Below are 12147 nucleotides of genomic sequence, written 5' to 3'. Positions count from 1 at the left end.
CTGAGCTGGGGGTGGCCGCAGAGACCAGCGAGAAGCGACTGTTTACTAAAAACACAGGTCCGTGCGAAGCCGTAAGGCGATGTATACGGACTGACGCCTGCCCGGTGCTGGAACGTTAAGGGGACCGGTTAGCTCCATTTCGGTGGGGCGAAGCTGAGAACTTAAGCGCCAGTAAACGGCGGTGGTAACTATAACCATCCTAAGGTAGCGAAATTCCTTGTCGGGTAAGTTCCGACCTGCACGAATGGCGTAACGACTTCTCGACTGTCTCAACCATAGGCCCGGTGAAATTGCACTACGAGTAAAGATGCTCGTTTCGCGCAGCAGGACGGAAAGACCCCGGGACCTTTACTACAGTTTGATATTGGTGTTCGGTTCGGCTTGTGTAGGATAGCTGGGAGACTTTGAAGCAGGCACGCCAGTGTTTGTGGAGTCGTCGTTGAAATACCAGTCTGGTCGTGCTGGATGTCTAACCTGGGTCCGTGATCCGGATCAGGGACAGTGTCTGATGGGTAGTTTAACTGGGGCGGTTGCCTCCTAAAGGGTAACGGAGGCGCCCAAAGGTTCCCTCAGCCTGGTTGGCAATCAGGTGTTGAGTGTAAGTGCACAAGGGAGCTTGACTGTGAGACCGACGGGTCGAGCAGGGACGAAAGTCGGGACTAGTGATCCGGCGGTGGCTTGTGGAAGCGCCGTCGCTCAACGGATAAAAGGTACCCCGGGGATAACAGGCTGATCTTCCCCAAGAGTCCATATCGACGGGATGGTTTGGCACCTCGATGTCGGCTCGTCGCATCCTGGGGCTGGAGTCGGTCCCAAGGGTTGGGCTGTTCGCCCATTAAAGCGGTACGCGAGCTGGGTTTAGAACGTCGTGAGACAGTTCGGTCCCTATCCGCTGTGCGCGTAGGAGTCTTGAGAAGGGCTGTCCCTAGTACGAGAGGACCGGGACGGACGAACCTCTGGTGTGCCAGTTGTTCTGCCAAGGGCATGGCTGGTTGGCTACGTTCGGGAGGGATAACCGCTGAAAGCATCTAAGCGGGAAGCCTGCTTCGAGATGAGGACTCCCACCCACTTGATGGGGTAAGGCTCCCAGTAGACGACTGGGTTGATAGGCCGGATCTGGAAGCCAGGTAACTGGTGGAGGTGACCGGTACTAATAGGCCGAGGGCTTGTCCTCAGTTGCTCGCGTCCACTGTGTTGGTTCTGAAACCACGAACAACCATTGCCGGTTGTCAGTTTCATAGTGTTTCGGTGGTCATAGCGTGAGGGAAACGCCCGGTTACATTCCGAACCCGGAAGCTAAGCCTCACAGCGCCGATGGTACTGCAGGGGGGACCCTGTGGGAGAGTAGGACGCCGCCGAACAATTCTTGGGAAAGGCCCACGCCACACGGCGTGGGCCTTTCTGCGTTTCGGGGACGGTATTCGGCCGATCTGGCAGAGTTGTCATGGCGTCCGCAATATGGGATGCCGTTGCCGGGGGGCCGCACTACGGTGGCCCCCATGAGCAGCTCGACCAGTGATGACTACGTCATCCGCGCCATACGACCCGACGACTGGCCCCGCGTGAAGCAACTGCGGCTGGAAGCGCTGGGAGACCCTGACGCGCACCTCGCCTTCCTGGAGACGTACGAGGAAGGAGCCGCCAGGGCGGACGCCTTCTGGCAGGACCGGGCCGTCGGCTCCGGCGAGGGTTCCACGACGGCCCGGCAGTTCATCGCCGAGGCGCCCGACGGGACCTGGGTCGGCTCGGTCACCGTCCTCATCGAGGAGGCCGGTACGAAGGACTGGGCCGGATATCCGGTGGAGCGCCGGCAGGGACATGCGGTCGGGGTGTACATCCGGCCCGAGCACCGGGGGAACGGGCTGATCAAGGCCCTGTTCGACGCCGGTGTCGGCTGGGCGCGGGAGCGGGGTGCGGAGCGGGTGCGGCTGCTGGTGCACGAGGAGAACGCCCGGGCCCAGGGCGCGTACCGCAAGGCCGGGTTCGTGCCCAGTGGGGTGGTCGTGCCGTTCTTCAAGAACGAGCTGCAGACAGAGGTGGAGTTCGTCCTGGAGTGGCCGTCCTAGACCGGCAGTTCCTGGTGCGGCCAGCGGGAGCGGGCCTGTTCGCGGGAGCGGAGCAGGGCGAGGGTCGGCAGACCCTGGTCGGCTCCGGTGGCGAGCAGGTCCGGGAGCTGAGGGAGCGGGGCCACGGCCGCGACGTCGTCCAGGACCAGGGTGAGTGGTGGGTCGAGCCGACCGGAGGATGACCGTTCGGCCATGCGCCGGCCGCGCTCGACCACGCTGGAGACGAGGGCCGTCAGGAGGGGCATCGCGCCCGGGGCGCTCCTGGGGTCCTCGATGGATTCACCGACCACATAAAGGCTGCCCCCTTCGTGGATGAAGGAATCCAGGGTGAGCGCATCAGTTCGGTTAGGTGTGCAAGCCTCGCGGACGTTCACCGTGAACAGGGCCGACAGGGCGCGGCTGGTCACCTCCTGGGCGATGTCCCGTCGTTCGGGGTGGGCGGTGAGCGCGGCCTCGAGCTCGCCGGCGGCGCCGGGAGCGGCCTTGGGGTGGGTACGGAGGGTGCGTACCGCGTCCTGCACCTGGGTGCCCTGGGACCAGCGGTGGACGTGGCGGATGGTGCGGTTCTCCAGGGCGGCGGCGTGCAGATAGCTCCGTAGGAGTGTCAGGGCGGTGTCGGCGACCGCCTGGTCGATCTTGGCCGTGGGCCGTACGGGGGCGAGGAGCGCGGTGGCCGTGTTCAGCGCGGTCTCCTTGTCCTCGCAGCCGGTGGTGGGCGACCAGTGGAGGCGGGCCGGGGTGTCGCAGAGGTGGGTGGGGTCGTAGAGGAGGGTGGGGCCGAGTTTGGCTCTGGCGTCCTTGGTCTCCGCCCAGAGGGTGGGGTTCGAGGTGACGACCAGGGTGGGGCCCTCCGCGTCGCGTACCGCCTGGGCCGCGGCCGTCTGGCGGGCCGCGGGGGGTGCGTAGAGCACCGGGCCTTCGGTGCGGTTGGTCTCCCACTCGCCCTCCCGTTCGCCGTCGGCCGGGAGGGTGCCCGATGCGTACGGCTGCGGTTCGCTGCGAGGCGCGGGGATCTCGTGCGGGGGTACGGGGAGCGGAAGGTCCGGTGCCGTCCTTGGGATCTCCTCGACCGCTCCTGGCTGCTCCTTCCTCTGGGCCCGCCTCGTGCGCCACCGCGCCACCGCTCCCATCGTGAACATGGTGAGGACGAACAGGACCATCAGCTGGCCGATGAACAGGCCCCAGAACAGCCCCCAGCCGGACAGCTGGGCGGCGGGGGTGTCCGGCCACGCGCCGGTGATGTCGTGGGGTTCACCGATGAGGTGGCGCATGGCCAGGGGGGTGCGGGTGAAGGTGACGCCGTGGGGCCAGGCGCCCTTGGCGAAGAGGGCGGCGAGGCCGGTGGCCGTCCACACCAGCAGGGTCATGCCGAGGAGGAACGCGAGTATGCCGATCAGCAGGCCGTCGGGGATGCCGCCCTGGCCCTCCCGGTGGTCCTCGCGGCGATCACGAGCGTCCGGTCTCACCCGTTCCTCCCCTGCCTCTGCCCCTATGCCACCGTCGACTCGGAGTCGCCCAGGTGCTGTTCCACGAAGGCCGCCGCCCGCTGCTCGGCCTCCAGCTCGGCGGCGTGCAGGGCGTCGTCGGCCGCGAGGTCGCTGGAGGACTCGGTCATCGCGCGGTCGGTGAAGACCAGCGGGCGTTCCGTCTCCGTGACCAGGTGCTTGACCACCTGGACGTTGCCGTTGACGTCCCACACGGCGATGCCGGGCGTCAGTGTCGGGATGATTTCCACGGCCCACCTCGGCAAACCCAGCACCCGGCCGGTGGCCCGTGCCTCGTCCGCCTTCTGGGCGTAGATCGTCCGGGTGGAGGCCATCTTCAGGATGGCCGCCGCCTCCTTCGCCGCCGCGCCGTCGACCACGTCGGACAGGTGGTGGACCACCGCGACGAACGAGAGACCGAGGCGGCGGCCGAACTTCAGCAGGCGCTGGAACAGCTGGGCCACGAACGGGCTGTTGATGATGTGCCAGGCTTCCTCGACCAGGAAGATGCGCTTCTTCCGGTCGGGGCGGATCCAGGTGTGCTCCAGCCACACGCCGACGATCGCCATGAGGATGGGCATGGCGATGGAGTTGCGGTCGATGTGGGAGAGGTCGAAGACGATGAGGGGGGCGTCCAGGTCGATGCCGACCGTGGTCGGGCCGTCGAACATGCCGCGCAGGTCACCGTCGACCAGCCGGTCCAGCACGAGCGCGACGTCCAGGCCCCAGGCGCGTACGTCGTCTATGGCGACGTTCATCGCCTCGGCCGACTCCGGCTCGGGGTGCCGTAGCTGCTCGACGATGTCGGTGAGGACCGGCTGGCGGTCGACGATCGTCTCGTTGACGTAGGAGTGGGCGACCTTGAGGGCGAAGCCTGAGCGCTCGTCGAGCCCGTGCCCCATGGCGACCTCGATGATCGTGCGGAGCAGCGCGAGCTGGCCGGTGGTCGTGATCGCCGGGTCGAGGGGATTGAGCCGGATGCCGTGGTCCAGGGCGGCCGTGGGGTCCAGCCGGATGGGAGTTATCCCCAGTTCCTCCGCGATCAGGTTCCACTCGCCCACGCCGTCCTCGCCCTGGGCGTCCAGGACGACGACCTGGCGGTCCTTGAAGCGCAGCTGGCGCAGGACGTACGTCTTCTCCAGCGCCGACTTGCCGTTGCCGGACTCGCCGAGGACCAGCCAGTGCGGGGCCGGGAGTTGCTGGCCGTAGAGCTGGAAGGGGTCGTAGATGTAGCCCTTGCCGGAGTACACCTCGCGGCCGATGATGACGCCGGAGTCGCCGAGGCCGGGCGCGGCCGTGGGCAGGTAGACGGCCTGGGCCTGGCCCGTGGAGGTGCGCACCGGCAGCCGGGTCGTCTCGACCTTCCCGAAGAGGAAGGAGGTGAAGGCGTCGGTCAGGACGGACAGCGGATCCCGCATCGGCGAATCAGCCCCTACCTTCGGATGCCGGTGGCGAAGGGAAGTGTGTTCACGAAGGCGCGGTGGTGCTCTCGGTCGCACCACTCCAGCTTGAGGTACGACTTGCCGGCGGAGGCTCTTATCGTGCGCTTGTCGCGGGCGAGGGCGTCCGGGGTGCGGGAGGAGACGGTGATGTAACCGACGAGGTTGACGCCCGCCGCGCCGCTCGCGAGGTCCTCGCCCCTCTGGTCGAGCCGGTTGTGGGCGGCGATGTCGCGGGGGTCGACGGTCCGGTTCATCTTGGCGGCGCGGGAGGCCTCGGCCTCGTCGTTGGTCTTCTCGGTCAGCATGCGTTCGATGGCTACCTCGGTGGGTTCGAGATCCATCGTCACGGCGACCGTTCGGATGACGTCGGGGGTGTGCACGAGCAGGGGGGCCAGGAAGTTGACGCCCACCGGGGTCATCGGCCACTCCTTCACCCAGGCCGTGGCGTGGCACCAGGGGGCGCGGGTGTTGGACTCGCGGGTCTTGGCCTGGAGGTAGGTGGGCTCCATGGCGTCGAGCTCGGCCGGCCAGGCGTTGCGCTTGGTCATCGCCTGGATGTGGTCGATGGGGTGGTCGGGGTCGTACATGGAGTGGATGAGGGAGGCCAGCCGCCCTTGCCCCAGCGGTTGCCGGACCCGGATGTCGGCCTCCTGGAGGCGGGAGCAGATGTCGGTCAGCTCGCGGGCCATGACGACGGCCAGTCCGGCGTCCCGGTCGACCTTGCCGCCGCGGGCGCGTACCGCGCGGGCCATGGCGTTGGCCTCGGCGGCCAGCTCGCGGGTGTAGTGCATGCAGGCGACGAGGTAGGCGCGGTGCTGCTCGCTGCTGGTGGACACCATGGACTGCAGCTGGTCGTACGACTGCTGGAGCCAGTCGGGGGAGCGGGAGTCACCGCGCTGGGTGACGTCCTTGGCGTGGGCGTCGGGGTCCGCGGGCAGGGTCCGGGCGAGCATCTGCAGCCGGGTGACGAACCCGTCGCCGTTGGCGACGTGCTTCAGCAGTGTGCCGAAGCGGTCGACCAGGGCCTCCTGGTCCTCGGAGTCGCGCAGGCCGACGCCCGGGCCCTCGATCTCGATGGCGGCGGTGACGGTCTTGCGGTCGGCGTGCAGCAGTACGGCGATCTCGTCCGGCCCGAAGGGCGCGGCGAGCCAGGTGATCCGCCCGATGCCGGGCGGCGGCCCGATCTCGACCTCGCGCCCGTCGAGCGTCGTCCCGGCCTCCATGACGCCGGACCGGTAGACGGCGTTGCCGCCCTTGACGGTGCGCTTGTAGCTGCGGTTGATCTCGAACCACTTGTAGAAGGTGCGGCGCTTGTACGGCACGTAGACCGCGGCGAGCGCGAGCAGCGGGAAGCCCGTCAGCAGCACGATCCGCAGGGACAGGACCGGGACGAGGAGGCCGCACATCATGCCGAGGAACGCGCCCAGGATGATCAGCGCGATCTCGCCGGACTCGCGGTTCCGGCCGACGATCGCGTTCGGCCGGGCGCGGCCGATGAGATACGTACGGCGGGGCGTGACCGGATGGGACAGGTGGGACTCGGTCGTCAACGCCCTTCACCTCCCGTGCGGTTGATGTTGCGGGTGTTGCCTGCGTGCGGGGTGTTGACCGGGCTGGGTGCCCGGGGCGCGGGTGTGGCGGAGGGGACTGCTCCGCCGCCCCCGGTGGGGGTACGGCTGCTGTGGGCGGCGACACCGCCGGTGGCGGGGTTGGCGGGGCGGGGCGTGCTGCTGCCCTGTCCCCCTCCGGCTCCGTTGCTGTCGGCGCGGGTGCTGTGGGTCTTGATGCCCTGGGCGACGAGGGTGGCGGGGGAGCTGATGACGGCGGCTGCCTTGCCCTCGGCGCCCTGCATGATGCGGTTGTTGCGGCCGCTCGCGATGTCGTCGCCGAAGCCGGGGACGAAGCGGTAGATCATCGCGCTGGCGAAGATGGCGAGCAGGATGATGGCGAGGCCGGAGACGACGGCGGAGAAGGCGTCGGGGCCGTTGCCGGAGGACAGGGCGCCGGCGAGCCCGAGCACGATGACGATGACGGGCTTGACGAGGATGACGGCGATCATGATGCCCGCCCAGCGCCGGACGTGCCCCCACAGGTTCTTGTCGACGAGTCCGGCGTAGACGACGGTGCCGAGGAGGGCGCCGACGTAGAGGAGCGCGGCGCGGATGACCAGCTCCAGCCAGAGGACGCCGGCGGCGAGGATGCTGACCAGGGAGACGACGATCAGCATGATGGGGCCGCCGCCGATGTCGGTGCCCTTGCCGAGGGCGCCGGAGAAGGTGCCGAAGAACGTGTCGGCCTGGTCGCCGGTGGCTTTCGCGAGGACGTCGGTGACGCCGTCGGTGGCCGATACGACGGTGTAAAGGATCAGCGGGGTGAAGGCGGAGGCGAGCACGGTCAGCCACAGGAAGCCGACGGCTTCGGAGATGGCGGTGGTGAGCGGCACGCCGCGCACGGCTCGCTTGGCTACGGCGAGGAGCCACAGCAGGAGCGTGAGGATCGTGGACGCGGCGAAGACGATGGCGTACTGCTGCAGGAACTTGGGGTTGGTGAAGTCGACGTTGGCGGTCTCCTTCACGGCTTTACTGAGCTTGCCGATGGTCCAGGAAGCGGCTTCGGCACAGCCTTTGGCCAGGGAGGAGAGCGGGTCCAGCGCAGAGGTGTCCGGGACGTTGGCACCGCCGGACCCGCTGGAGGTGTTGCCGCGTTCGCAGTACTTCTTGGCCTCGCCGGAGATGACGTCGCAGTTGTACTTGCTCTTCGACGGTGAGGGCGAGGGGCCGCCGGTAGGGGAGGGCGCGGCGAAGGCGCGCGTGGCCAGCAGCACGGCCGCTGTCTGTACGGCTGTCACGACTCCGACGAGCTTGAGCGCACGTTGCGGGCTACCGGGCATACGTGAACCCTCCGTACTCTTCGATGGCCTTGCTGATCTCGTCGGAGGTGGCGGCCTTGTCATCGCCGGGGACCGGTGCGGGGCCGTCCTTCTGGGTGTCGGAGGCGATCTTCCATTCGCCGTCGGACCACTTCAGGTCGAACGTCCACGTCTTCCAGGACGATGTGACGGGGTCGGTGGAGGAGCTGCCGGCCATGCCGATGAGACCCACGTACCAGACCGCCACCCTGGCGTCGTTGTCCGTGTAGACCTGCACCGTGGTGCCGATCGGGGTCACTCTGGAGACGAACGTACTGCCCTTCGGTGGGTTACCCGAGGCGTCGAGGCCCATCTTGGCGAGGAAGTCGGTCGAGTAGGCCTGATCCATCGGGCCCTGGAGTCGAGTCGCGGCTTCGGAGGTGTAGAGGAGGTGCAGGAGTGCGTCGCGGTTGTCCTTGTTGAACATGTCCGTCGAGCCCAGCGCCACGGCGTAGTTCGAAGCCGCCGACTGAGCGCCCTGCTCGGTGTGGGAGAAGCCTGTTGGCACGCCGCCGGACTTGGCGTCCACGGGCCGCGTTCCGGTCGCCGCCGTGGGAGCGGCTGCAGGCTTGTCGGACTTCGTGGTCGAGCCGTCGGCAGACGAATGGTCGCCCCTGCTGGCGAATGCGATCGCCGCGATGAGGAGGACCACGACGCCCACCACTGTGACCAGGCTGCGGGGGGAGGAGCGGCGGGGGCCCCGGCGGGGGGCGCCGCCGTAGGGGTCGCCCTCGGGGAGCCGGGTGCGGGTGTGGCCCGTGTCGCCGTAGTCGGTGTATGCCTGTTCGTCTCCGGGATTCATGCCGTGTGCACTCCCTCACCCTCGTAGGCATACGACGGTAGCCGTGCTGGTTCCCGCGCGGGCGCGGTGTGGTGACTCGACATCAGGGAGGCGCAACCTTCAGGGGACTTAGACCGCCATGCCGTACACGATGGTGAACAGAGTGCCGAGGGAGCCGATGATGAAGACCCCGGTCAGGCCGGCGATGATGAGGCCCTTGCCCTGCTCCGCGCTGAAGGTGTCGCGCAGTGCCGTGGCGCCGATGCGCTGCTTGGCCGCGCCCCAGACCGCGATGCCGAGGCAGAGGAGGATGGCTACGGCCATGACCACCTCGATCATCACCTTGGCCTCGTTGCCCAGGCTGCCGAAGGGGCCCCAGTCCGGAGCGATCCCGCCGATGATGGTGTTGATGTCTCCCTTGTCGGCCGCAAAGAGCATGTAAGTCACCGCCCCTGGTGGGTAGTTCCGCAAAGCCTCCGCCGGGTGCGGAGGGCAGGTCTCATTGTCGCCGACAACTTCGCGGTCGTATGTCGACTTGACGTCATTGACTGGCGGGTTTCGTACGAATAGCTCGTACGGTCACTCTGTGTATCACGGCAGGTCACGCCGGGCAACGAGGTCCGACCGGAACCTGTCGTGTGGTTCCGTCGTTGTCCTCCTCTATGACCTGGCGAGGTTTCTGACGGCCGGTCGGGTGAGGCGTCGGGATGATGTTCTCATGGGTGGGGGAGGCGAACCGGACAAGGCCCCGGCGGCAGCACCCGTCGGGGGCCTGTGACGAGCGGGGTTGACGCGGGGGCAGCAGGTGAAGGCCGACGTGGGGCGTAGCGGAACTTGGCCGGGTAGCTGCTGTTCGACGGAGTGCCGGCGAGGGCGTAGGCGCCGGCGTGCTTGTTGCAGCGGGTGTCGGTCTGCCGGTTGGGCCTGGCGTCGTGGGAGGAGCAGCCGGAGCCGGTTCCTTTCGTGCTGCTCGTCTTCCGGGCCGTATCCGTCCAGCCTCGGGTCGTGGAGGGGGACTTCGGCAGGGCGGTGCCGGCGGTCGGCGCCGTGGAGTCGGACGGGGAGAACGGGCCGCGGCCGGCTGCCGTGGCCCGTTCTCCTTTCCGTGCCGCCGAGGGGACCCCACGTCCCCCTCATCCGGCGGCTCCCCGTGACCCGACGGGGTGGTCGTCGCCCGCGCGTGGGCTCAGCTCGCGCCGAAGGCGCCCGTGCCCTGGGGGGTGCCCCAGCCGGTCGGGCCGTCGTAGCCCGACCCGGCGGTGCAGAAGTACGAGGTCGAGCAGCTGCCGTTGCTGCCGCTGGTGACGTCGTTCAGGGCGGAGGTGCCGGCCGCGTTGTACGGGTACTGGGCCGGGTAGTCGCTGCTGCCCGGGGTGCCGGCCAGGGCGTAGACCGAGGCGATGAGCGGCGCGGAGGCGCTGGTGCCGCCGTAGGTGTTCCAGCCGGTGCCGTCGGAGCCGTAGGTGTCGTAGACGGAGACGCCGGTGGCGGGGTCGGCCACGGCGGACACGTCGGCGATCATGCGCTTGGCGCAGCCGCTGTCGGTCTGCCAGCCGGGCTTGGCGTCGTAGGAGGAGCAGCCGGAGCCGGTGCCCTCGGTGCTGGAGGTGTTCCAGACGGACTCGGTCCAGCCGCGGCTGTCGGAGGACGCCGACAGCGAGGTGCCGCCGACCGCGGTGACGTACCGGGAGGCGGCCGGGTACTCGGCGCCGTAGCCCTCGTCGCCCGCGCTCGCGGTGATGGCCACGCCCGGGTGCTTGTAGTACGAGGTGTCGTACGTGGTGTCGGAGGAGGACTCCGAGCCGCCGTAGCTGTTGGAGACGAACTTGGCGCCCAGCTTCACGGCCTCGTTCACCGCGGTGCCCAGGTTGGCGTCGGACGCGGACTTCGCCTCGACGAGCAGGATGTCGCAGTTCGGGCAGGTCGCGCTGACCATGTCGAGGTCGAGGGAGATCTCGCCGGCCCAGCCGCTGTCGGCGGAGGGCAGGGAGGTCGTGGAGCCGGTCTGGCTGACCTTGGTGAAGCAGCCGTTGTCGGTGGTGCAGTCCGGCAGGCCGTAGTACGAGCGGTAGGCCGCGAGGTCGGACTCGGCGTTCGGGTCGTCGTAGGCGTCGACGATGGCGACGGTCTCGCCGGAGCCGTTGGAGGAGGCCGCGTCGGTCAGGCCGTACGCCGACTGGATGTCGCTCGGGCCGTAGCCGGTGGGGGAGTCGGAGGCGGCGTTCGGCCGGACGGTCTTCGGCGCGATGCCCTTCAGCGCGGCCTGCTTCTCCATGAAGGCGGTGGTGCCGCCGGTGACGCGCAGCGCGTCGCAGGCGGCGTAGCCCTTCTTCGGGGTGGCACCGCACGTCTTCTCGTACCGCACATGGGCCTTGGCGACCTGGGCGGTGACGGCCTTGGCGGAGACCTTGTGGCCCCCGGCGGCGGTGTCCGGGGCGGCGTGGGCGGCGGTGCCGAGTCCGGCGAGGACGAGTGCGGCGGCGCCGATGGCGGCTGAGCCGATCCGGGCCCGTCTACCGCGTATGTGGGGGGAGTTGGGGGTGGTCGTACGCAAGGTACAGCCTCCTGGAAGTGGTGGACAGAGGCCTGCGGGTGTGGGGGTGCCACCAGTGGGTGACCGGTGGGGGCGGCGGCCCGCGTCGACCATCGCTTGTTGAGTACGCGACAACAAGCGGCTTTCGGAATTCTGACTTCCGCGTTACTCAAGGCGGTTGGGGGCTTACTTCTCAATGGCAGTGTGCTGGCGCTGTGCTGGGTGGCGCTTGACCAGGTGCACAGGTTGGCTCATCGCGGGCTCATCGGGGTGTGAGGCCGTGCAGCAGCAGGTGGACGTGTTCGTCCAGGCCGCTCATGGCCTCCTCGGCGTCGAGTGCGCAGCTGGCGATGAGGGCGGCGAGGCCGTGCAGGCTCGCCGCGGCGACCGTCGTGATCCGCTCGGGGTCGCCCGCGACGATCTCGCCCCGCTCCTGGGCGTCGGCGATCATCCGGGTGAGGGAGCCGAGGGACTCGTCGACGGCCGCGGCGAGCTGGGCGGAGCTGTCGGGGTCGTGCTTGCGGGCGAACATCAGCTCCAGCAGCTCGGGGTTCTCGACGGCGAAGCCGAGATAGGCGCGCGCGAGCGCCGCCATCCGCTCCTCGAAGGACTGGCCGGGACGGTCGGTCGCGGCGGCCAGGGCCTGGTTCAGGCGCTCGTAACCGTCCAGCGCGAGCGCGTCGACGAGGGCCTGCTTGTCCTTGAAGTGCCGGCCCGGGGCGGCGTGGCTCACGCCGATGTCGCGGGCCAGTTCGCGCAGGGAGAGCGCGCCGGCCCCCTTGGCGCGCAGGGTGCGCTCGGCGCTCTTGAGCAGGGCGGCGCGCAGGTCTCCGTGGTGGTAGGGGCGATTCGCGGGAGAGGGGGACAGGCGCGGCATGCGCCCCATGATATCTGGATGTTGTCGTTGACAGCTTTGTTGTCGCTGCCTACATT

The 12147-nt window shown here is 68.6% G+C and carries 9 protein-coding genes and 2 rRNA genes; 3 read left to right on the top strand and 8 right to left on the bottom strand.

Annotation, left to right across the window (positions count from 1 at the left end; all coding sequences use genetic code 11):
* The 3 genes from AB0D93_RS08530 to AB0D93_RS08520 all read left to right on the top strand — a co-directional run.
* Window positions 1-1174, top strand: a 23S ribosomal RNA gene (locus AB0D93_RS08530); the annotation flags it as partial.
* A 70-nt stretch (window positions 1175-1244) separates the two neighbouring features.
* Window positions 1245-1361, top strand: a 5S ribosomal RNA gene (gene rrf / locus AB0D93_RS08525).
* A gap of 138 nt (window positions 1362-1499) precedes the next feature.
* Window positions 1500-2066 (top strand): GNAT family N-acetyltransferase, encoded by a 567-nt coding sequence (locus AB0D93_RS08520; protein WP_362115038.1) that lies wholly within the window; start codon window positions 1500-1502, stop codon window positions 2064-2066.
* On the opposite strand, the gene AB0D93_RS08515 is transcribed toward AB0D93_RS08520, so the two are convergent.
* The 8 genes from AB0D93_RS08515 to AB0D93_RS08480 form a co-directional block, all read right to left on the bottom strand.
* Window positions 2063-3532: a type IV secretory system conjugative DNA transfer family protein gene (locus AB0D93_RS08515; RefSeq protein WP_362115035.1), complete on the bottom strand. Its 1470-nt coding sequence runs from the start codon at window positions 3530-3532 to the stop codon at window positions 2063-2065. The genes AB0D93_RS08520 and AB0D93_RS08515 overlap by 4 nt on opposite strands.
* Before the next feature lie 23 nt (window positions 3533-3555).
* Window positions 3556-4968 carry an ATP-binding protein gene (locus AB0D93_RS08510; RefSeq protein ID WP_362115032.1) on the bottom strand — a complete coding sequence of 471 codons (1413 nt, stop codon included), beginning with the start codon at window positions 4966-4968 and terminating at the stop codon, window positions 3556-3558.
* A gap of 14 nt (window positions 4969-4982) precedes the next feature.
* Window positions 4983-6542, bottom strand: coding sequence for an SCO6880 family protein (locus AB0D93_RS08505; protein ID WP_362115029.1), 1560 nt, complete (start codon window positions 6540-6542; stop codon window positions 4983-4985).
* Window positions 6539-7882 (bottom strand): hypothetical protein, encoded by a 1344-nt coding sequence (locus AB0D93_RS08500; RefSeq protein ID WP_362115026.1) that lies wholly within the window; start codon window positions 7880-7882, stop codon window positions 6539-6541. The genes AB0D93_RS08505 and AB0D93_RS08500 overlap by 4 nt, the downstream gene beginning before the upstream one ends.
* A complete protein-coding gene (locus AB0D93_RS08495) occupies window positions 7872-8702 on the bottom strand; it encodes a hypothetical protein (RefSeq protein ID WP_362115023.1) in 831 nt (276 codons plus the stop codon). The genes AB0D93_RS08500 and AB0D93_RS08495 overlap by 11 nt, the downstream gene beginning before the upstream one ends.
* A 108-nt stretch (window positions 8703-8810) precedes the next feature.
* Window positions 8811-9119, bottom strand: a complete 309-nt coding sequence (locus AB0D93_RS08490) for a hypothetical protein (RefSeq protein ID WP_014673544.1) — start codon at window positions 9117-9119, stop codon at window positions 8811-8813.
* Window positions 9120-9867: 748 nt separating this feature from the next.
* Window positions 9868-11235, bottom strand: a complete 1368-nt coding sequence (locus tag AB0D93_RS08485) for a S53 family peptidase (protein WP_362115020.1) — start codon at window positions 11233-11235, stop codon at window positions 9868-9870.
* 241 nt (window positions 11236-11476) lie between these two features.
* Window positions 11477-12091: a TetR/AcrR family transcriptional regulator gene (locus AB0D93_RS08480; protein WP_362115017.1), complete on the bottom strand. Its 615-nt coding sequence runs from the start codon at window positions 12089-12091 to the stop codon at window positions 11477-11479.
* Window positions 12092-12147: the final 56 nt, after the last annotated feature.

The organism is Streptomyces sp. NPDC048191 (assembly GCF_040652655.1).
Classification (GTDB): Bacteria; Actinomycetota; Actinomycetes; order Streptomycetales; family Streptomycetaceae; genus Streptomyces.
This window is presented reverse-complemented; position numbering and strand designations above follow the sequence as displayed.

What these genes read in the sequence shown, in the direction of transcription:
- AB0D93_RS08500 (WP_362115026.1), bottom strand. Translation starts at nt 7,882, where the DNA reads ATGCCCGGTAGCCCGCAACGTGCGCTCAAGCTCGTCGGAGTCGTGACA.
- AB0D93_RS08510 (WP_362115032.1), bottom strand. Translation starts at nt 4,968, where the DNA reads ATGCGGGATCCGCTGTCCGTCCTGACCGACGCCTTCACCTCCTTCCTC.
- AB0D93_RS08480 (WP_362115017.1), bottom strand. Translation starts at nt 12,091, where the DNA reads ATGCCGCGCCTGTCCCCCTCTCCCGCGAATCGCCCCTACCACCACGGA.
- AB0D93_RS08495 (WP_362115023.1), bottom strand. Translation starts at nt 8,702, where the DNA reads ATGAATCCCGGAGACGAACAGGCATACACCGACTACGGCGACACGGGC.
- AB0D93_RS08520 (WP_362115038.1), top strand. Translation starts at nt 1,500, where the DNA reads ATGAGCAGCTCGACCAGTGATGACTACGTCATCCGCGCCATACGACCC.
- AB0D93_RS08490 (WP_014673544.1), bottom strand. Translation starts at nt 9,119, where the DNA reads ATGCTCTTTGCGGCCGACAAGGGAGACATCAACACCATCATCGGCGGG.